Raw genomic sequence first — 20494 nt, forward strand, 5'->3', positions numbered from 1 at the left:
ACGAAAAATCTACACGAAATATATAAGGAGAAGCCCTAGGCTGCGAGACCCAGGGCTGCTGCGTTGGCTAATAGGCCTTCGCGGCAAATTGTGACATCTTCCTCGGTACCAAGAAGTTCGAAGCGGTACACATAAGGCACCTTACACTTGGCGGCGATGACGTCGCCGGCCTTGCCAAAGTCAGTGCCGAAGTTGCTGTTTCCTCCAGCCACGACCGCACGAATAAAACTGCGGTTGTGTTCATTATTGAGGAAACGGATGACCTGCTTGGGCACGGGCCTCGTATTCTGCTTGCTTATCGACGCCCCTCCCCCGTACGTCGGGCAGACCAGAACGTAGGGCTCGTTGACGATGAGTGGCTCATCGGTCAGGCGGAGGGGAATGCGAACGCTGGGAAGACCGAGCTTCTCAACGAAGCGGTGCGTATTTTCCGTAGCGGAAGAGAAATACACGACCAACATGGAGAATCTTTAGGCAGTCGCCGCCAAGGAGCCCAAGGCCTTAATGCGGTCAGGACGGAAACCGGACCAGTGCTCACCATTGGCCTCGACAACCGGCGCCTGAACATAGCCCAGAGCCATGACGTAGTCGCGGGCCTCATCATCCAGGGAAATATCCACGGTGGAGTATTCGAGACCTGCACGGTCCAGGGCCTTCTTGGTGGCGTTGCACTGAACGCACGCGGGCTTGGTGTAAAGAGTGATGCTCATATGACGGTTTCCTTTAACGCTGCACGAGGAGTGACTAATGAATTCTGCTGAGTGACTTTTAGCTCTGGCTACGCGGTGTAGGGCCGCTGCCTGAGCAACATCAACGACACTATACTTTGTGCCGAAACCCCGCAACTGACACTACATATAGTAGTTACAACGATGATATTCCCAGGATGTAAGCTACCCCGACCCCACATGTTGACCTCTCACGCTCAGCACCGCCACCACCGTCGTAACTACACGGGTGGCATTTCCTGCAAGTTTACCAAACGTTCACCTATTTTGTGACAAACACCACAAACGAGCCGCAGCTCGGCCCCGCACAGTTCCCCACGGTCACTGTTGACCACATCCGCACCACCGCGTGCTACCACACCGCGCATTTCGCATCTGGACCTCAGATATACGCACTCAAAGCGTATATTTGACGCTAACTTAGAGGTCAGGGCCTAAAAATCCCCGATCCCAGACAGACTTTCTGACCCTTTACCCTAATGTGGCGAGGTGAATGAGCATAAAAAATCCGCCTCCCCCGAACGTAGCGGAAGAGGCGGAATGGGAATCCTTCGATTCTTAGCCCTGGCGAGCCTTGAAGCGCGGATCCTTCTTGTTGATCACGAAGACCTTACCGTGGCGGCGAATAACCTGGGCGCCCGGCTTCTTCTTCAGCGACCGAAGCGACTTGCGAACCTTCATCGGGCGCTCCTTTCGTTATGCGCAAACTTCATGCGAATGGTTAGTTCAAGCACAGCCGGGCGAAGCGCCCAGCAATGACACGAGGAAAAATGTTACCGCACAAGCGCGTCAATACCAAAACACTCACGTAGCAGAGTATCGCGACTGCAGTTCCCGGGAGACCTCCCCTAGTGTCTTACCCATCGTTTCCGGCACCAGCGCCCGCGTATATCCCAGCGCCACTAGGCCTAAGACCGCGAAGACCCCAAAGGCGAGCGAGCCTCCCAGCCATTCCACGACCGGCAGGAAGAACTGCGCCACAGCCCAGTTGCTCACCCACAGGGCGAGGCCCGCGATTCCCATACCTAGCCCACGCACCTGCGGCGGCACAATCTCGGAAATGAGCAGCCACGTTGCGGGCGACACCGCCGCCTGCTGGCACGCAATAAAGGCCGCCATACACGCTAGCGACACCATCGCCATCGCCGTCGATTCTGTGGCGTAGTGATAAACCACCGCCAGCACCACCAGAGCAACCACGTTGCCACCCAGCCCCACCAGCAGCAGCCGGCGTCGCCCTACGCGGTCCACCACGCGCATGCCCACCACGCATGCCACGACGGACACAGCGCCAATCACCATGGACGTGTACACAGCGTTTGTCGTCGAGATGCCCACCTGGTTCATCATCGTCGGCGCGAAGTACACAATCGCATTTACGCCCGTAATCTGCTGTGTCAGCCCCATGAGCATGGCCAGGCCCACCGCCCAGCGCATCCATCGGTGTGCTGTGAGTGCGGCCCATTCGCCTGCGCTTTCCGACGCCTCCCTCGTCGCCTCCGCAGTCGCCCCCACCCGTGCGCGCACCTCAGCGGCAGCGTCGTGGCGGCCCTGCGCGGCGAGCCAAACTGGAGTGTCGGGCAGGAAGAACATACCTATGGCCAGTGCCGCTCCCGGCACCGCCGCCAGCCCTAGCATCCATTGCCAGCTGCCGCTTGCTGCCAGAGCCGAGTTCACCCCATAGGCCAACAGTTGGCCCACCACGATCATGAGCGTATTAAGCGACACCATCCGGCCGCGTACTGCCGCCGGGGTAATTTCAGAGATGTACATGGGCGAGACGATGGACACTGCACCTACCGCCAGCCCCAGAACGGTACGGGCAGCAGCCAGCATTGCCGTCGACCCCGCCAGTGCGCACCACACCGAACCGCCGAGGAAAATGAGGCCACCAGCGATGAGCGTGCGCCGCCTGCCCAGACGGTCTGCCACGCGCCCGGCCGCCAGTGCGCCCGCGGCCGCGCCAACCAGCAAGGTTGAGGTCACTAATCCTTCTTCGTGGGCAGACATGCCAAACTCTGGCCCCACAAAGAGCAACGCGCCCGACATCACGCCGGTGTCATAGCCAAAAAGAAGGCCGCCGAGCGCAGCGACGCTGGCGACGATCATCACGTAGGTATCGTTTTTCACGGGTGCCAATTGTCGCAGGCGGCTACCATGGTCGTCATGTCACACGAATCCACTGATCTCCAGCGCAGCATCATAAAAGCCCTGGGCACTAAGCCCTTGATCGATCCAGCCGAGGAGGTTGAGCGCCGCGTCACATTCCTCGCCGATTACCTTCGTGACACCGGCGCGAAGGGGTATGTCTTGGGCATTTCCGGCGGCCAGGATTCCACGCTGGCTGGCCGTTTGGCGCAGCTGGCCGTTGACCGCGTCGAGGGCACCCACTTCTGGGCCATTCGTCTTCCTCACGGTGTGCAGGCCGACGAGGACGATGCCCAGGTGGCTCTCGATTTCATCCAGCCTGATTACCGCCTCACCATCAATATCGCTGACGCCACCTCAGCACTCGATAGCGCCGTGGCCTCTGCCCTCGAATCCTCTACGCTTAGTGATTTCAATCGCGGCAACCTCAAAGCTCGCTTGCGCATGGCTGCTCAGTACGCGGTAGCCGGCGAGGTCGGCGCCTTGGTCATTGGCAGCGACCACGCTGCAGAGAACATCACCGCCTTCTTTACTAAGTGGGGCGACGGCGCCGCCGATCTCATCCCATTAGCCGGCCTCAACAAGCGCCAGGGCGCCCAGCTCCTTGAATACCTCGGTGCGCCTGAATCCACGTGGACCAAGATCCCCACTGCGGACCTTGAGGATGACCGCCCGCTGCTTTCGGACGAAGAAGCCCTCGGCGTCACCTACACCCACATCGACGATTACCTCGAGGGCAAAGCCGTTCCTGCCGACGCCCGCGAGCGCATCGAGACCCTCTGGCGCCGCGGCGCCCATAAGCGCATCATGCCCCCTGGCCCACAATAACCACGTTCCGGTTGCGGGGTCGTTAGACCTGTTTTAGGCTTCCGGGTCATGGGGGTATTAGAAACCTACTTCCACTACCGCAATTCGGGGATTGCGCTCGTGGAACATGCATCCAGCTCACCCGATGAGCTCCGCGCGCTCGGCGCCGACGCGTCTGACGCCGCAGAATTGGCGCACCTGCACCGCACCTACTTCGGGCACACCCGCTTTAGCGGCAAACAACGCAAAGCGCGCACCGCTGCATTAGACCAACAGCACGGCCTTGCCACCCTCTCCCTGATTGAGTCCTACACCGCCAAAGTCAAAAAAGACCTCGACGCCTGGAACCTCCGCATCAAACTTGCTTCCACACCAGCCCACAAAATCCGCGACATCGCAGTAAAAAGACTCAAAGAACTAAGAGCCAAACGCACACCCAAACCCGGGGTGCGGTTTACCTACCGGGCCACCGGACCCAACTCCATGACAATCACCGATGACGCCACCGTCATCGCCGATATCCGCGGCACCCTCGAATCCGTCAACAAACACAACCTCCTCGACGCCGCACGCACCGTCATCGTCACCGGCAGTGTGGGCACTAAACCCGCCGTGCATGCCCAAGTCGTAGTGACATTGGACGAATTCGATCGCATCATCAACGGCGACGGTGACGAGATTGAGTTACAGCTGACGAATGGTGCACGCATGACCGGGGCAGAATTCCTGTCCTATCAATTCGCCTCCATCGGGTATGCCACCATCGTCCACCCCGTGGAAGGGCCCATTAACTCCTACCGCGCAGAACGCAGTGCCAGCTGGAAACAACGCCTCACCTTATGTGCTGAAACCCAAACCTGCTCCAGACCCGGCTGCAACAAACCAGCCGATTACTGCCAGGTTCACCACATCATCCCCTGGCAAGCCGGTGGCTACACCAACATTAAGAACCTGACCTTCCTGTGCGCCTACCACAACGGTATTAACGATGATGACCCATCGCGGCCCACCGGACGAGGCTACGTCTTCAGACTCAACACCGGCATCGGCTACATCCCACCCTGGGGACTGCCCATTACCGCCACACCCGAATACCAACAAGCCGTAACCAGACTCACCACCGAACAAGCAGCAGGACAACCACCCGACCCACCACCAGGCGCAAGCTAAACCCGCCGCAGGCAGACACACGCACCCTACGCCGAAACCCGCCAACCACACCACGGCCAGCGGGCACGTCGGCGATCGTGCACTCAGCGCAAAGCGTCGATTGTGGCTTCCGCGGCCTTCCCGAGGGGCCGATAATACGCAGGACCGTGCGTGGTCGCGTGCACAGCCAACGGATGCAGCTGATGCATGGGCACCCACCGCTCGTACTCCTTCGGCACGCCGTAGCCACGCAAGATCTCCTCATAGAGGGGCGTCCCGAACAGCTCTAGCATGGCCAAATCCGTCCAGGGGTGCCGACCATGCGCTGCTGGATCAATCATTACCGCGGATTCCGCAGTAAAGAGCACATTGCCGGCCCACAAGTCACCGTGGATTCGTGCCGGCGCTACCTCCCAGTCCACTGATCGAACCGCGTCGCTTGCCACACGCACGACATCCTGAAGATCCTTCGGCAGCGTTTCCACGAAAGGCAGCACCCGCTGTTCAACATAGAATTCTCCCCAACTCTCACATGGCTGACAGGGCTGCTCCACGCGCCCGATGAAATTCGCGCCCTCCCAGCCCTCGGGCGCCGCGCCAAATGCTGGAGCACCCGCCTCGTGGACCTCGCGTAGTGCCGCACCAAACGACTGCGCAGCCTTAAGACTCGGCCGCGACTCCATCACTCGTCGAGTGCTAATGCTTGTCTCCGTAACCCCCGCTACCTCTACCACTACATCCGCACGCGCGGCCGCCAACCACCGCAGGCTCGCGGCCTCCGCACCGGCTTGGTCGGGACGAGAAACCTTCTTCGTGTACACATCCATGCACCCCAGCATAGAAAAAGGCCGCCCCGCGGAGGAGACGGCCAACGGTGGAGCTAACGGGATTCGAACCCGTGACCCCCACACTGCCAGTGTGGTGCGCTACCAGCTGCGCCATAGCCCCAAAATGATATTTAGTTTTAAAAGTGGAGCTAACGGGATTCGAACCCGTGACCCCCACACTGCCAGTGTGGTGCGCTACCAGCTGCGCCATAGCCCCTCATACGAGGTGCAACCTCCGCGGGTGCAACTCGTAACAATATATCGCCTCCCAATTAACGAACCAAATCGCGTGTTCGGGAGACATTATTTATTACTCGACGACGAGGTCAACCCACTCCATGATGGAGGTGTTCTTATCCTCAGGAATGTCCTTGCCATCCTTGATGATGCGCGGCGAGGAAACCGAGCCCGTATCGGCATCAAGCTTCTTGTAGTTAGCGGTGGCCAGCTCATTACCCTCGCCCACCTTGGCCTCCTGAATGGACTTCACGATGTCCTGGTCAGCACCCAGTGCTTTAGCCGCATCAGCAAAGTCGTTCAGCTCCCACTTGTTGTAGACCTTGGACTGGTTCTCCAAGAGGTACTTACGCATATTCCAGTACAGCTTCGCATCACCAGACTTTGCCACCTGCTCCATCGCAGCGGCAGCCTTGGACGAGTGCCCCTTGTTGGTCTTGATGCTCTCAAGACCGTTCTGGCTTCCGTCGATGAAGTTCAAGGTGCGAACATGGACGATGAGCTTGCCTTCATCAATAGCATCCTTCATCTGGCCATCGGTTTCCTTCGCCAGGTCGCCACAGTGAGGGCAGGAGTAATCCTCGTAGAGCTCAACTTCGACGGCATCCTTTGCCGCGTCCGGGGACTTGAGAGTCACAGCGTTATCCGCGAGAGACATGTCCATGCTGACATCTTCAGCAGCGTAGTCTCCCAGCGCGTCGGTCTGTGCGCCGCGGCCCTGGTAGACGATGTAGCCGATAACCACGGCGACAATCACCAGCAAAACAGCGAGGCCCCAAAGGAATCCACTATTACCCTTGGAGTTGGGGTCTTTAACTGTGCTCATTGAACAACCTTGCCTTCATGACTTTTTGGAACAGATGGAAGCCTACACACCGTGGCTAGGGATGCAGTGCAAACTTGGTAAACGGACGCTTAATTGTCCACACCATTAAGACAGAATAGAAGAGATCGCGCAACAGTGTCATCATGTAGTTCATCACTTGCGCATCGTCATTGGGATTTGGAGCAAAGCAACCACAATCAATACCCAGCCCACGTAACCAAGCTTGGGCGATACCAATCATGAACAGTGTCAGTACGACCTGGCCTACCCACGCCGCGGGGCGAAGGAACAATCCGAGAAGCAGCAGCAATCCGCCGCATACCTCGAGGGGTCCGATGAGATACGACAGGTAGTGCGACCATTCCGGCGTAAAGATCTCGTAAGCCTCGATGCTCTGCGTCACCGCGAGCTGGTCGGAAAACTTTGACAGGCCGGCCTTAATCCAGACGTAGGCCATGTAAAACCGCGCGAACGCGCTGATGATGTCGAGCACCAGCGCCACGCTTATCTTCTTTTGTGCCACGAATTCACTCTAGCAAACCAACTACCAGTACTTTTAATTCCTAACTATGAATAAATAGCGAACCGCCTATAGGGGCGGCGGATGGTCCACATGGTGAGGGCAAGGAACACGATGTCACGAAGCAGTGTCAGCATGTAGTTCATCCCTTGGGAACCGCTGTTGGCAGTGTAGCCAAAGCATCCGCAATCAATGACGAGCCCGCGCGCCCACGCCTGGGCCATACCGACCATAAAAAGCACGAGGACGACGGCGCCGACTGCCGACGCCTCCCTCAAGAACAGTCCCAGCAGGAGCAGCACCCCACCCATGACTTCGAGCGGGCCAATCGCCACAGCCAGGTATCCAGACCATTCTGGCGTGAAGATTTCATAAGCCTGAATGGCCTGGGCCATGTCCATCTGGGCGTTGAGCTTCTGCACGCCGGCGATGATCCACACCGCCGCCATACCGAAACGAGCAAGTGCGCTGATGATGTCTGCCACACGCGCGAGCTGAAGAGAAGCCATAGCCCTTCAGCATAGACGCGTACCTACGAGCCGAGGACCTGTGACACCAGCGCTTGTGCCTCCTCCTGCACCTGCTTGAGGTGTTCTTCGCCACGGAAGCTCTCGGCGTAGATCTTGTACTTGTCCTCCGTGCCGGATGGACGGGCGGCAAACCAAGCGTTCTCGGTGGTCACCTTGAGACCACCAATGGCGGCACCGTTGCCTGGGGCTTCGGTGAGCTTGGCCAGGATTTCTTCGCCTGCCAGCTCCGTCGCGGTGACCTGGTCCGGGGAGAGCTTCTTCAAAATCGCCTTCTGCTCGCGGTTGGCGGGGGCATCGGTGCGCGCGTAGGCCGGCGCACCATATTCTTCCGCCAGCTCGGCGTAGCGCTGGGACGGGGTCTTGCCGGTCACGGCCAGGATTTCCGCGGCCAGCAGATCCAGGATGATGCCGTCCTTGTCCGTCGACCACACGGAACCGTCAAAGCGGAGGAAGGAGGCGCCGGCGGATTCTTCGCCGCCGAAGCCGAGGGAGCCGTCGACAAGCCCCGGCACAAACCACTTGAAGCCCACCGGAACCTCGACGAGCTCGCGGCCCAAGTTTGCCACCACGCGGTCAATCATGGAAGAGGACACCAGCGTCTTGCCCACGCCGGCGTTACCCCACTGCGGGCGGTGGCTAAACAGGTATTCGATGGCCACAGCCAGGTAGTGGTTCGGGTTCATCAGGCCCGCATCCGGGGTGACGATGCCGTGGCGGTCCGCGTCAGCATCATTACCGGTGGCCAGGTCGTACTTCGCGCGGTTGTCCACCAACGACGCCATCGCGTTCGGCGAGGAGCAGTCCATGCGGATCTTGCCATCAGTATCCAGCGTCATGAAGCGGAAAGTGCCGTCCACCTCCGGGTTCACCACGGTCATGGCGAGCCCGTAGTGCTCCGCAATCGCCGCCCAGTAGTCCACGGACGCGCCACCCATCGGGTCCGCGCCGATGCGCACGCCGGCCTCCTTGATGGCCTTCATGTCCACGACGTTCTCGAGGTCCGCCACGTAAGTGTCCAGGTAGTTGTGCTTCACGCAGCGTTCATCAAGCACACCCGATACCGGCACGCGCTTCACGCCTTCCAGCCCGGCGCGCAGATACTCGTTGGCCTTGGCAGCAATCCAGTCGGTGGCATCGGTGTCAGCCGGCCCACCCGTGGGTGGGTTGTACTTGAAGCCACCATCGCGCGGTGGGTTGTGGGACGGGGTGATAACGATGCCGTCGGTGCCCGGGTTGGTGAGGATGGCGTGGGAGACGGCCGGGGTCGGGGTGTAGCGGCCGCGGTCATCGACGCGAACCTCCACCTCATTGGCCAGAAGGACCTCGAGGGCGGAGACCATAGCGGGCTCCGACAGGGCATGAGTATCACGGCCGATGAAGATGGCGCCGGTCGTGCCCTGTTCAGTGCGGTAGTCCACGATGGCCTGGGTAATGGCCAGGATGTGGGCCTCGTTGAACGCGGTGTCCAGAGCGGAGCCACGGTGGCCGGAGGTGCCGAAGGCGACCTGCTGGTCGGGATTGTCAGCGTCGGGGGTGCGGGTGTAGTAGGCGGTGACCAGCTCCGCGATGTCGATGAGATCGGAAGGCTGGGCTAGTTGGCCGGCGCGCTCGTGTGCCATTGTTTCCTCCTTGAGACGTGGATATACCTTTAGCTTGCCTTCTTCGCAGAGGTTTCGCATCCCAATTAGGATGGTGCGCATGCCACAAACCATTCTTGTGGGCTGCGGGGCGGCGCTCGGGGCGCTGGCTCGTTTCGCCCTCTCCACTATCCTCGGCGGTGGTGCACTGCCGCTGCTGCTCATCAACGTGGTGGGCAGCGCCGTTATGGGCTACACCAAGCCGTCGGCTTTTTGGGGCACGGGCTTCTTGGGCGGGTTTACCAGCTTCGCCACGTTTGCCTTCCTCACCTCTGGGTTCGACCCGGCACAGGCGGGCGCGTACGTGCTGGCCACCGTGGTGGGGTGTACGGGGGCATACGTGCTTGGCGACGTCTCCCGGAGGCCCGCATGATCATCATCTCTGCCCTCGCCGTGCTTGTTGGTGGTTTTCTGGGCGGTTGCGGGCGTTTCGCCCTGACCCGCATTTTGCCTTCCCCCACCTGCACGTTTGCAGCGAATATTACGGGCGCGGCGGTCGCTGGCGTGGCCTATGGCTATGCCGCGCATACACAAGCCCCTGAGTATCTACTCCCACTGCTGGCGGCAGGATTAGCAGGCGGCTTATCAACTTGGTCCACGCTGGCCAAGGAACTCGGAGAAATGATAAAAGCCAAGCGCTGGTGGCGCCTGGCTCGTTACCTCTTCTGGACGGTTGGCCTGGGTATCGTGGCGGCCTGGCGCGGAGCCTGGGTAGGCTCCCTCCTGGCCTAGCCGGAGTACCCGACTTTTAATCCGCGATGGCGTCGAGAGGCGGGGTTTTCGCCGCGCGCTGCGCCGGCCAGATGGCGGCGAGCACGCCCACGAGAGCCGAACCGACGAACATGATGATGAGCATCGGCCACGGGACGGTGGCGGAGTCGAGGCCGTCGTCGGCAAGCACGGAGATGAACGCCCAGCCCAAGCCGAGGCCGAGGAGCATGCCCATGATGGCGCCGAACAAGGCAATCTGGACCGATTCCACCGTGATCATCGTGCGAATCTGGCGGCGCTGAGTACCCACGGCGCGCAACATGCCGATCTCCTGGCGGCGCTCAATAACCCCCAAGGTCAAGGTGTTGACGATGCCCAAGATGGCGATGATCACCGCCAGCGCCAGCAGCGCATAGAGGATGGTGAGCATCTGATCGATCATGCCGGCTGCCTCGCCCGCATACTCTTCACCAGTGCGCACCTGCACCACGACGAGGTCCTTGACGGACTCCTCCAGGTTGGAGCGCAGCTTCTCCTTGTCGAAGCCCTCGGCGGCATTGACCGCCACCATCATCGTGTCGAGGCCCTCGGGGTTGATCACCTCGGTTGCCGCGGATTCGGATACAGCCAGGCGCGGAAGCATTTGGAACGGCTCATAGGTACCGATGAGTGTCACCTGTGCGGTACGGTTCGGGTCCATGCCAGTGAGCTCATAGCTCTGGCCCACCTGCCATCCCTGCTCGGCTGCAAGGTCGGTATCGGCGATGAATCCGGATTCATCACCCAACTTCAACGAGCCCTCCGCCACAGTGAGGTTGAGGATGTCATCGGCGTTGCCACCAATGACCTGGCTGATGGCAAGCTCCGGGCCATAGTTCATCGAGGCCTGCCCATCCACCTGCAGCGGCGCAGAGCTCATCGCCACAACCTGTCCAGCGCCCTCAGTATCGCGAGCGCGTTGGGCGGTTTCGTTCGGCGTAGGGAAGTTGCCGGTGGTGGGGCCGGCCAGCAGGTAATCGGCGCGAATATCTTCATCGATGGCATCGGAGACCGAGGCCTTCATCGTCGCGCCCAGCATGCCGATGGCCGTCACCAGCGCCACGCCCAGCATGAGAGCAAAAGCGGTCGCCGCGGTGCGCCGCGGGTTACGCGCAGAGTTCGTCGCCGCCAACTTGCCCACGGCGCCAAAGGGAGCGCCCACGACGCGCCCAATCGACGGCACAATCGGCAGCGATATCGCCGGACCAGCAAGGAAGAAACCAACAATAAGGTTCAGGGAACCGAGGCCGACGAGGGCGGCGCGAAGGCCCGTCTTGGCGTCGATAAGCACGCCCAACACCGCGAAGGCAATGCCGGCAACGAGCAACAGCGCACCCAGTACCGTACGCACCATCAGGGAGGAACCGGCGGCGGATTCGGTGGTACGCATGGCCTCCACCGGCTTGACTGCACCGGCGCGGCGAGCCGGCGCCCACGCAGAAATCACGGTGACTACCGTGCCCAGAATCAGCGGCACGATGACAGCACTCAGGCTCAAGCCCAAGCCGCCACCCATCGGCATACCTTGCGCGGTGAACACCGCCTTAATCGCCGCGACAAGCCCCACACCAGCGACAACGCCGACCGCAGAGCCCACGATGCCCACGATGATGGCCTCAGTGACCACCGAACGCGTGATCTGGCCGCGGGAGGCGCCCAGTGCGCGCAGCAGCGCAAATTCCTTCGTGCGCTGGGCGACGATCATAGAGAACGTATTCGCAATGATGAACGTGCCCACGAGCAGCGCAATAAGGCCGAAGGCGATGAGGAAGTAGTTGACGAACTTCAGCGCAGAGGAAATCTGGTCAGAGATTTCCTTGGCCAGCTCTTCACCGGACTCGGCCTCCACCTCAAAGGTTTCGTTGAGGTGATCCACGAGTTCCTCGGCGCTCACTCCCTCAGCGGCGGCGACCTTAAGCTGGGAGGAATCACCGTAGCGTTCGGTGAATCCTTCGTGGTCCATGTGCAGTGTCAGGCTGGCCCCTTGATCCACGGCGGGCTTGACCACACCGACGACCTTCACCTCATCGCGCTGGTCTGGGTGGACTACGAGAATAGTGTCACCGATAGTGATACCGAACTTCTCGGCCGCGGAATCATTGATGACGACTTCACCGGTGCCGTGGGGCTCGGAGCCGTCGACAAGCTCGGCGGGCTCGCCTACAGACTGATCCGCGGAATAATACGGCTGCACGCTCGAGGTGCCGCCGCCGGTCTGAAAAGCCTCGGCGTCCTTGTTGGCAACAACGACGGTCTGGCTGCTCTGCACGTTAACTGCGCGGACCTCCGGATCGTGTGCGATGTCCTCTCGCATTTTGCTATCCAGAACCGGTCCGCCCTCCTTCTGACTGACCGCGGCATCCACGCCGGTAAAGGCGGTGTCCACGGCGGAGTCGAAGGTATTGGACAACGCGTTGGTGAACATGAAGGAACCGGAAATGAACGCGGTACCCAGCACCACTGCCAACAGCGTCAGGGCAAGGCGCAGCTTGTGCGCCAGAATGTTGCGCACGGATACCGTGCGCATGGAGTTCTTCGTGGCCATGCTTTAGCCCTCGATTTCTGCCATCACAGCGTGGATGGACTCCATAGTCGGGTTGTGTAGTTCGTTGACGAGGCGGCCATCGGCCAAGAACACCACGCGATCGGCATACGACGCGGCCTTGGCATCGTGGGTGACGATGACGACGGTCTGGCCGTCCTTATCGACGGCGGTGCGCAGAATATCGAGCACCTCGGCGGAGGAGTTGGAGTCGAGGTTACCGGTGGGCTCATCACCGAAGATGATTTCCGGGCGCGACACCAACGCGCGGGCGCAGGCCACACGCTGCTGCTGACCACCGGAAAGCTCCGCCGGGCGGTGCTCCAGGCGCTTGGCCAAACCAAGGCGCGTGGTGACCTCATCGAACCACTCCTTGTCAACTTTCTTGCCCGCAATGTCGGTCGGCAGGGTGATGTTTTCTGCCGCGGTCAACGTAGGCACGAGGTTGAAGGACTGGAAAATGAAGCCGAGGCGGTCGCGACGCAGTGCGGTGATGTCCTTATCGCTGAGCTGGGACATGTCGGTGTCACCGATGAAGGCCGAGCCGGACGTCGCGGAGTCCAGACCCGCCATGGTGTGCATGAGAGTGGACTTACCGGAACCAGACGGGCCCATGATGGCGGTGAAGGCGTTGCGCGCAAACTCAACGTTGACGTGGTCCAACGCGGTAACTGCGGTGTCTCCCTGCCCGTATTGCTTAAACAGGTCAACGGCGCGGGCCGCAGCAGTCATCGTTGGGGTGGTCATGGACGTGTTCTCCTTATAGATGGGGAAAGTAACGTCACTACCCTATCTTGCTCAAGGTGAGTTGTGTGACGCATGTGGTCTAAAATATGGGCCATGCGCGCTTCTCTTTCCGCTTTGGAACGCTATGACCGCAGCGCCGTGGCCGCCGCGGCGCAGGTGATGCGCCACTACTCCACCAGCTTTTCCCTGGCCACCCGGCTACTTTCACCCCAGGTGAGAGTGGATATCCGTAACCTGTACGCCATGGTGCGCACGGCCGATGAAATCGTCGATGCGGGGCTTGATCCCCACGACGCCGCCGCGCTTCTCGACGCCTACGAGGCCACCGTCCGCCACTCCCCTTCCCAGCGCTTCCACACCGATCCCATAGTGCATGCGTATGCACTATCAGCTCGGCGCTGTGGATTTAAGGACGACCATGTGGCGCAGTTTTTCTCCTCGATGCGCAGCGATCTGACCCGGAGCACGCACACGCAGGAGTCCTTCGAGGACTACATCTGTGGTTCCGCAGAGGTCATTGGGTTGCTGTGCGTGGATGCCTTCTTCTCGGGTGGGCCGCGGCCGGAGGGTGTGGACAACGGCGCTCGGCGCTTAGGCGCTGCCTTTCAGAAGATTAACTTCCTGCGAGATCTTCACGAGGACTCGGCAGAGTTGGGTCGGTCGTATTTCCCCTCCCTGCCGGATCCCACACGATTGGATGAGGAGGCAAAGGCCGCAATTATCGCGGATATTCGCACAGATCTCGCCGAGGCGCGCACCGCCACGACGTTGTTGCCGCGCGGCTCACGCATCGGCGTGGCTGCAGCCACGGCGTTGTTCACCGAGCTCACCGACCTGCTCGAGGCCACGCCCGCCGCTGACATCATGGAGACTCGCGTGTCGGTTCCGGCTGCGCGTAAGGCCATCTTGGTGAGCCGAGCTGCAGCAGGAGCGTTGAGGTGAGGGCCGTTGTTATTGGCGCGGGCATCGCTGGCCTGGCCACTGCGGCATTGTTGCAGCGTGAGGGGTGGGACGTGGTGGTCGTCGATAAGCAGAGCAGCGTCGGTGGGCGCGCGGGGAAGCTGGAGGTGGACGGCTTCCGCTTCGACACGGGACCATCGTGGTACCTCATGCCGGAAGCGTTCGAAGAGTTCTTCCGGGCCTGCGGAACGAGTACTGAACGCGAGTTAGAGCTGGTTGACCTCTCCCCGGCGTACCGGGTGTACAACGAGGACGGCGAGTTTCTCGACGTGGAAACCGGCGTGGAGAAGGTCGCTCAGCTTTTTGAGGCCGTGGAGCCAGGCGCTGGCGCGCGGGTGCGGGCGTACCTAACGCAGGCGTCCAACGTCTATGCTGTCGCGCTGCGCAACTTTCTCTACACCACGTTTTCCCGCCCGACGGAGCTTCTCGCGCGGGATGTTCTCAGCCGGCTGGGCACGCTCACTCTGCTGCTCACGCGTTCTCTCGATGGCCTAGTGGCGGCGCGGTTTCAGAACTACCGTCTGCGGCAGATTCTGACCTATCCGGCAGTGTTTCTCTCCACCGAGCCGAAGGCTGCCCCGGCGCTGTATTCGCTGATGAGCCATACCGACTTAGTGGAGGGCGTGCGCTATCCGCAGGGCGGGTTCGCCGCGGTAGTGGAGGCGATTGCGCGGCAGGCAGCGGGGGCAAAGTTTCACCTGGGCACGGCGGTGACGGCGATCAACTGCGCCCATGGCCGCGCAACGGGCGTCACGCTGGCCGATGGCCACGTCATCCCCGCCGATGCCGTTATCTCCGCCGCTGACCTGCGCCATACCGAAACCGCGTTGCTTCCCGACGAAGCACGAACCTACCCCGAGTGCTACTTCGCGCGGCGAAATCCTGGTCTGGGCACGGTCTTAGTCTTTCTGGGCGTGAAAGGCTCTGTCCCGCAGCTTGCGCACCATACGCTGCTGTTCAGCAAAGATTGGACGCCCGACTTCAAAGCCGTCTACCACGGACCAGAGCCAACGCGACCGCTGGGAGCCTCTGAGTCAATTTATGTATCAAAGACATCCGCAACCGATCCGACTGTGGCACCCGCGGGCTATGAGAACCTCTTTATCCTCGTTCCCGTCCCGGCGGACGAATCCTATGGCCATGGCGATGCCTATGGTGCTGAAGAATCTGCCCGAGTAAGTGCCATTGCTAACGCTGCCGTGGCGCAACTGGGGTCCTGGTTGGGGATTGAGGATCTGGAGGGGAGGGTCGTCGTCAAGCGCACGCTCGGCCCCAGCGACTTTGCCGAGCAGTACAACTCGTGGTCCGGCGGCGCCGTGGGCCCTGCGCACACGCTGCGGCAGTCGGCGTTCTTCCGCGGACGCAACGTGTCGCGCAAGCTCTCTAACCTGTACTATGCCGGAGGCACCACGGTGCCCGGCGTGGGCGTGCCGATGTGTCTCATTTCCGCCCAGAACGTGCTCACACGGATGCGCGAGCAGCGCTAGGCGTCCAGCTCACATCCTACGGGCGTGCCGTTTCTCCTCGTCGTCACCGTGACGGGATGGCCGCCGAAGAGGTAGCCGTCATCGAACTCGACGATAATGTGCCCGCGTTGGGGGACCTCGACGGCAACCGGTGTCACTGCGCGGTAGACGTCCTCCACGCTCAGCTCTGGGATGGGAGCATCTATGCCCTCTGCCTGCGCCACATCGGTGCGCCAGCGGTTGGCTGCAGCGAGGGTTTTCTTCGCGGCTAAGCGACGCGCCTTATCAAGGAAACCAGCGTTCACAACCTTGTTGATTATTTTCAGCTGTGCTTTAAAGTTCTTCTTTGTGTCCGCAAGGAGAAGCTCCTCCCCCTCATACACGATGCTGATATCCACTCCGAGGTCCTCGGCCCGCCCGTCGAACGTGTTCGACGCACGATCGAGCACCAATGGCCCGTGGTCGGAGTTAAGGATGACCGGAGCCGCGAGCTTGGCCACCAAGGCGTCCATAGCAGGATCCGCGATAGTAGGAAGAATCTCCCAAATATCGACATAATGCTGCTGACTTCTCTCATGGAAATGGCGTGCTCCCCGCGCGCGGTACACGGTGAAAGGCTCTAAATCAGCGAGCTCCCGCGGATCCCATATCGTTTTTCCTCCGGAGGTCTGAAAAAGCTGTGGGTAGCGCACGTCGATGTCACCAGTAATCAGCTCTCCATCCGGCAAGAACCGGAGGGCGAGACCGCCCATGCTCAATAGCTGAATGTGCGTCCTATCTTCGGAGTAAGGTGATTCGCTTTCTGACCTCTGCGGGGCTGTAGGGGCGATGAATAAGAACTCCGCTGCCTCATTGGTGAGAGTTGCCTGAAGGATCTCATCGTCGGGAAAATCACGGTAGAGCGACAGCATGTGAGCAATACTAACGCCGTCACAGTTCTAGCGTAGTCTGAGGGGGTTAGACGTCGAGAAGAAAGGCGCTGGGCAATGGCAGATACAACTGAGCAGGCCAGCGAAGTCGTCGAGGCCTGGCTGAAGCAGGACGATGCCATCGACCCGAAGAAAGCACCAAAGTTGCAGAAGCTTCTCGCTGAGGTACCTCGGCAGGAGCTTATTGCCATCGTGGAGCGCCAAAATGCTGTGCGTGCCGCGTTGGCGCTGCGCTTGCTGCCGCGAGCACAGTCCATTGCGGTTTTCGATGCACTCGATGCCAAGCACCAAGCTGACGTCATTGATGAACTAGGCAACGCCGATGTCTATGAGTTCTTCGATGAGCTTGATCCCGAAGACCGCGTGGCGCTGCTCGATGAGCTGCCCGCGGAAATTGCGGACCGCCTCCTACGTTCTCTCAACCAGACTGACCGCGATGTCACCGGTGTGGTTCTGGGGTACACGAAAGGTTCGGTGGGCCGCCGAATGTCGCCGGAAGTCCCCGAGATTCTGCCGTCTATGACCGTTGATGATGCGTTGAGCACCCTGCGTGATACCGCCGATGAGCTGGAAACCATCTACACCATTCCGGTTACGCGATCTGACCGCCGATTGGTCGGTGTCGTCAGCTTGCGCGAAATCTTCGTTACGCAATCAGGTGTTCTGATCGAATCCATCATGCAGGATCCGATCTACGCCCATGCCAGCGATGACGCCGAGGAAACCGTGCGTTGGTTCCTGCCCCTGGATATCCTCGCGCTTCCCATCGTCGATGACTCGCACCGCTTGGTGGGTCTGCTCACGTGGGACGATGCCACGGACATCGTTGAAGAGGCTGATAGTGAGGACTCCGCGCGCGCCGGTGGTACTGAGGCTCTGCAGCAGCCCTATCTCTCCACGCCTTTGCTCAAGCTGGTGCGCTCGCGCATCGTATGGCTACTGGTGTTGGCGGTTTCCGCGTTGCTCACGGTGCAGGTACTCGACTCTTTCGAGGGAACTCTGGCGAAGGCCGTCGTGTTGTCCCTGTTTATCCCGCTATTGACAGGAACCGGCGGTAATACGGGAAACCAGGCAGCAACGACGGTAACCCGTGCGCTGGCGCTTGGCGACGTCCGCACGCGCGACCTCATCGCCGTCATGTGGCGCGAGTTACGCGTCGGCATGTTACTCGGCGCCGTCCTCGGATCAGCAGGACTGGTGCTCGCCACCCTGGTCTACGGACTCGACATCGGAATCGTGATCGGTTCGACCCTCTTTCTCATCTGCTCCATTTCGGCAACAGTCGGCGGTCTTATGCCCATCGTTGCCAAGACCGTGGGTGCGGACCCGGCAGTCTTTTCTAACCCGTTTATTTCCACGTTCTGCGATGCGACGGGCCTGATTATCTACTTCCTCATCGCAAAATCAGTTCTGGGGATCTAGTCCACTTTGGGGAGAATACCCCGGCTAACCGGCGGGCCCCGCTAAGCCTCACAAACTTAGCTCACATGTCACAACCGCACTACGAACCCGCCTTCGGAACCCCGACCGAACGATTCGAACACGCCGTACGCCTCACGTTCCACTCGCATTTGTACTAACCGCCTACTCCAGAATGACCGCTCCGGAAGTACCCCGGCGGCGCTAGTTTTCTCCTAGCAGCATCAGAGGGTACCGCGATGTTTTTGGCGGCGTAGTGGCCGCTGACGTTGTAGCGAGCTAGGTATTGGGTGTGGGCGCAGTGTTGGGGATGTGTGGGTACTGCTAATGGCGTGTGGCCTTATGGGGTAAGCGCGCGCCCTGCTGGGTGGGCGGGTGTTGTGGTCGTGCGGTGTGTGGTGGGGTTGCACATGTCCAGACCTGGAAGGCGACTCATTAAGCCGTGCTGTCAAGGGGTGAATGCGCCACTTCGACCGGGAGGTAGTTGTGACGCGTTGGACTCCGAAGGATGTTAAAGATGCTGCTATTGAGCGAGTGGCTGCAGGCGAGGCAGTTAGCCTGGTCGCGCGTGATGTGGGTGTGGGTCCCGATACACTATCCTAGGATAGGCACGAGAAGGAGGCTATGTTAATGAGACGCATGATGGCACGGATAGGGTTCACTAGTATTGTCTCCCTATCACTCTCCTCTTGTAGTTTTAATGACCCATTGGCTTCTCATCTCGCGTCCCTAGGACGATCGGGACATGCAATCCCCGTTACTGAGTCCATCACACTGGAGGAACTCTACGGACCAGAGTGGACTGAGTTTTCGCTCGTGTGCCCATACACTCCGTATCAAACAGTCAAAGAAACACTTATGGTTGATGATCCCCCTGTTCCAGAACACGGCTTCGACGATCACGAAAACTTCCTCTTTCTTAGAGGAAAGGGCGACAGCGAACAATGGGTGAGGTTCTCTCGACAGGCTCTCGATCTGTGTTCTCCATCAAGTCCGCCTTCTGTAATCATGGAGTCAACGACAGTTGCTCTCAGTTTTTCTCTGGATAATCCGGGTAGTGCTTGGACTCTAACCGGCTTGAACAAGTAGTCATATGGGCTCGCTGCTCCTGGGCAGTATCGGGAACACTCAGATTGGGGTCAGCGTGCACGCGACGACCGATGCAGCATCCTGTTTAATAAAGCACTTATAGAAAATATTTTCTAGTGATTGCGCATGCGCGTCCACCACTAAGGAAAGACTGATACCCATGAAACCAATCAATGATCTACTCGCTACTCACGGTGTGCCTGTTTATGATCCTGACGATGCAACCTTAAGTAGTGGCGAGCACGCCCAGGCGATCATCGTCGCGGCCCCTCTGCTCGCAGCTGCGGAATCATCTATGTGTCCAGACGTGGAAGTACCGACCTACAGGTCGCGATATCCCGGTGTTTTCGGTGAGTGTTGCGCTAGCTGGCGACCCATTGCTTTTGACTTTTCGGTCCGATAGCCTAGGAATCCCCTATACTTCCCTATCCGAAAGGACCTGTCAGGATGAAAAAGCCCCTAGCTATCATCGGCGCCACCGTACTGCTTATGACAGCAGCCCCCACTGCCCACGCTGAAGACAGCACACTGCACAACTCCAACCAGGGCCCGTCCACCGATCTCAATGAGCTCGTCGTCGACTCCCCTATTTACGGCATCATCGCTATCCCAGTCACGCTCTCATCTATCGCGCTGTCGTTCCTTGGTATTCCTCAGTGCGGTTTGCATGACACCCGCGGATGCAAGAAGGGTTAAGCGCCTAAGCCCAACCTCCAGCTTTTACCTTTATACAAATAGCCCGCTAGCCCAGCTTTTGGGTTGGCGGGTATCCATGTGACGCCCTTTGCCACTTCCCCCAGCAAAGCTCTGGACGTATCAGCACCTCCTCTTTTGGTGTGGATTCTATGTGTCCAGACGTGGAAGTGCAGACCTGCAGGTGGTGGTGTGCCGGGGCTGTTGGGTGGGTGTTTCGCCAGCTGGGTGTGTCGCCTTTTGGGTCTGTACTTTTACATCGGCGGGGTTGATGAAGTGTCCCGGCGTGGGTGCGGTGGGTTTGTGGAAAACCGGAAGGGACCGTTGAAGCGGTGTTGCTTCAACGGTCTCTTTTCGTTGTATTGAGTTGTTTGTTGTTGTTTGGTGTCGGCGGTTTCTTACTCTCCCACAACCTCCCGGTTGCAGTACCATCAGCGCGGGCAGGCTTAGCTTCCGGGTTCGGAATGGGTCCGGGCGTTTCCCTGCTGCT

20 protein-coding genes, 2 tRNA genes and 1 rRNA gene are annotated in these 20494 nt (G+C 59.9%); 8 read left to right on the forward strand and 15 right to left on the reverse strand.

The features are described from left to right. Positions 1 to 35 precede the first annotated feature (35 nt). From nrdI to M5J09_RS07295, 4 genes are all read right to left on the reverse strand, one after another. Positions 36 to 461, reverse strand: coding sequence for a class Ib ribonucleoside-diphosphate reductase assembly flavoprotein NrdI (gene nrdI, locus M5J09_RS07280; protein ID WP_042532134.1), 426 nt, complete (start codon positions 459 to 461; stop codon positions 36 to 38). Between the two features lie 9 nt (positions 462 to 470). Then, positions 471 to 710: a glutaredoxin-like protein NrdH gene (gene nrdH / locus M5J09_RS07285; protein WP_042532136.1), complete on the reverse strand. Its 240-nt coding sequence runs from the start codon at positions 708 to 710 to the stop codon at positions 471 to 473. A 576-nt stretch (positions 711 to 1286) separates the two neighbouring features. Continuing rightward, positions 1287 to 1409, reverse strand: a complete 123-nt coding sequence (gene ykgO, locus M5J09_RS07290) for a type B 50S ribosomal protein L36 (RefSeq protein WP_003847162.1) — start codon at positions 1407 to 1409, stop codon at positions 1287 to 1289. 123 nt (positions 1410 to 1532) lie between these two features. Continuing rightward, a complete protein-coding gene (locus M5J09_RS07295; RefSeq protein ID WP_257157420.1) occupies positions 1533 to 2858 on the reverse strand; it encodes a sugar porter family MFS transporter in 1326 nt (441 codons plus the stop codon). 27 nt (positions 2859 to 2885) lie between these two features. On the opposite strand from M5J09_RS07295, the gene nadE reads away from it, so the two are divergent. Both nadE and M5J09_RS07305 read left to right on the forward strand, forming a co-directional pair. After that, positions 2886 to 3704 (forward strand): ammonia-dependent NAD(+) synthetase, encoded by an 819-nt coding sequence (gene nadE / locus M5J09_RS07300; protein ID WP_257157421.1) that lies wholly within the window; start codon positions 2886 to 2888, stop codon positions 3702 to 3704. Between the two features lie 48 nt (positions 3705 to 3752). Further along, complete coding sequence (locus M5J09_RS07305) at positions 3753 to 4853, forward strand: HNH endonuclease signature motif containing protein (protein WP_257157422.1); 1101 nt, start codon at positions 3753 to 3755, stop codon at positions 4851 to 4853. Between the two features lie 83 nt (positions 4854 to 4936). Here the strand turns inward: M5J09_RS07305 and M5J09_RS07310 are convergent, their stop codons facing one another. From M5J09_RS07310 to pgm, 7 genes are all read right to left on the reverse strand, one after another. After that, a complete protein-coding gene (locus tag M5J09_RS07310; protein WP_257157423.1) occupies positions 4937 to 5659 on the reverse strand; it encodes a fructosamine kinase family protein in 723 nt (240 codons plus the stop codon). 48 nt (positions 5660 to 5707) lie between these two features. Then, positions 5708 to 5780, reverse strand: a tRNA-Ala gene (locus tag M5J09_RS07315). A 23-nt stretch (positions 5781 to 5803) separates the two neighbouring features. After that, positions 5804 to 5876, reverse strand: a tRNA-Ala gene (locus tag M5J09_RS07320). A 93-nt stretch (positions 5877 to 5969) separates the two neighbouring features. Beyond that, on the reverse strand, positions 5970 to 6722 hold the full coding sequence (locus M5J09_RS07325; protein WP_257157424.1) for a thioredoxin domain-containing protein: 753 nt from the start codon (positions 6720 to 6722) through the stop codon (positions 5970 to 5972). Positions 6723 to 6777: 55 nt separating this feature from the next. Beyond that, positions 6778 to 7245, reverse strand: coding sequence for a MauE/DoxX family redox-associated membrane protein (locus M5J09_RS07330; RefSeq protein ID WP_042532147.1), 468 nt, complete (start codon positions 7243 to 7245; stop codon positions 6778 to 6780). A gap of 44 nt (positions 7246 to 7289) precedes the next feature. Beyond that, on the reverse strand, positions 7290 to 7751 hold the full coding sequence (locus tag M5J09_RS07335; RefSeq protein WP_042532149.1) for a MauE/DoxX family redox-associated membrane protein: 462 nt from the start codon (positions 7749 to 7751) through the stop codon (positions 7290 to 7292). Between the two features lie 23 nt (positions 7752 to 7774). Beyond that, a complete protein-coding gene (pgm, locus tag M5J09_RS07340; protein ID WP_257157425.1) occupies positions 7775 to 9391 on the reverse strand; it encodes a phosphoglucomutase (alpha-D-glucose-1,6-bisphosphate-dependent) in 1617 nt (538 codons plus the stop codon). 79 nt (positions 9392 to 9470) lie between these two features. Between pgm and M5J09_RS07345 the strand changes: the two genes are divergently transcribed. Together M5J09_RS07345 and M5J09_RS07350 are read left to right on the forward strand one after the other, a co-directional pair. After that, positions 9471 to 9782, forward strand: coding sequence for a fluoride efflux transporter family protein (locus tag M5J09_RS07345; protein ID WP_257157426.1), 312 nt, complete (start codon positions 9471 to 9473; stop codon positions 9780 to 9782). Next, positions 9779 to 10141, forward strand: a complete 363-nt coding sequence (locus tag M5J09_RS07350; RefSeq protein WP_257157427.1) for a CrcB family protein — start codon at positions 9779 to 9781, stop codon at positions 10139 to 10141. Before M5J09_RS07345 ends, M5J09_RS07350 begins: the two co-directional genes overlap by 4 nt. A gap of 16 nt (positions 10142 to 10157) precedes the next feature. Here the strand turns inward: M5J09_RS07350 and M5J09_RS07355 are convergent, their stop codons facing one another. Both M5J09_RS07355 and M5J09_RS07360 read right to left on the reverse strand, forming a co-directional pair. Beyond that, complete coding sequence (locus tag M5J09_RS07355; protein WP_257157428.1) at positions 10158 to 12704, reverse strand: ABC transporter permease; 2547 nt, start codon at positions 12702 to 12704, stop codon at positions 10158 to 10160. 3 nt (positions 12705 to 12707) lie between these two features. Next, positions 12708 to 13448, reverse strand: a complete 741-nt coding sequence (locus M5J09_RS07360) for an ABC transporter ATP-binding protein (RefSeq protein WP_042532157.1) — start codon at positions 13446 to 13448, stop codon at positions 12708 to 12710. A gap of 93 nt (positions 13449 to 13541) precedes the next feature. Here M5J09_RS07360 and M5J09_RS07365 point away from each other — a divergent pair, with 93 nt between their 5' ends. Both M5J09_RS07365 and crtI read left to right on the forward strand, forming a co-directional pair. Beyond that, positions 13542 to 14390 carry a squalene/phytoene synthase family protein gene (locus M5J09_RS07365; RefSeq protein ID WP_257157429.1) on the forward strand — a complete coding sequence of 283 codons (849 nt, stop codon included), beginning with the start codon at positions 13542 to 13544 and terminating at the stop codon, positions 14388 to 14390. Continuing rightward, a complete protein-coding gene (gene crtI / locus M5J09_RS07370; RefSeq protein WP_257157430.1) occupies positions 14387 to 15895 on the forward strand; it encodes a phytoene desaturase family protein in 1509 nt (502 codons plus the stop codon). The genes M5J09_RS07365 and crtI overlap by 4 nt, the downstream gene beginning before the upstream one ends. Here crtI and M5J09_RS07375 read toward each other — a convergent pair. Beyond that, the gene (locus M5J09_RS07375) at positions 15892 to 16785 is read right to left on the reverse strand and encodes a DUF2262 domain-containing protein (RefSeq protein ID WP_257157431.1); all 894 of its coding nucleotides are present in this window, start codon (positions 16783 to 16785) and stop codon (positions 15892 to 15894) included. The two genes, crtI and M5J09_RS07375, sit on opposite strands and share 4 nt — an antisense overlap. Positions 16786 to 16860: 75 nt before the next feature. On the opposite strand from M5J09_RS07375, the gene mgtE reads away from it, so the two are divergent. Both mgtE and M5J09_RS07385 read left to right on the forward strand, forming a co-directional pair. Next, on the forward strand, positions 16861 to 18225 hold the full coding sequence (gene mgtE, locus M5J09_RS07380; RefSeq protein ID WP_257157432.1) for a magnesium transporter: 1365 nt from the start codon (positions 16861 to 16863) through the stop codon (positions 18223 to 18225). Between the two features lie 1533 nt (positions 18226 to 19758). Beyond that, positions 19759 to 20007 carry a hypothetical protein gene (locus tag M5J09_RS07385; protein ID WP_257157433.1) on the forward strand — a complete coding sequence of 83 codons (249 nt, stop codon included), beginning with the start codon at positions 19759 to 19761 and terminating at the stop codon, positions 20005 to 20007. 382 nt (positions 20008 to 20389) lie between these two features. On the opposite strand, the gene rrf is transcribed toward M5J09_RS07385, so the two are convergent. Then, a 5S ribosomal RNA gene (rrf, locus tag M5J09_RS07390) occupies positions 20390 to 20494 on the reverse strand; the annotation flags it as partial.

The organism is Corynebacterium sp. BF-R-2, assembly GCF_024586525.1.
Classification (GTDB): domain Bacteria; phylum Actinomycetota; class Actinomycetes; order Mycobacteriales; family Mycobacteriaceae; genus Corynebacterium; species Corynebacterium singulare.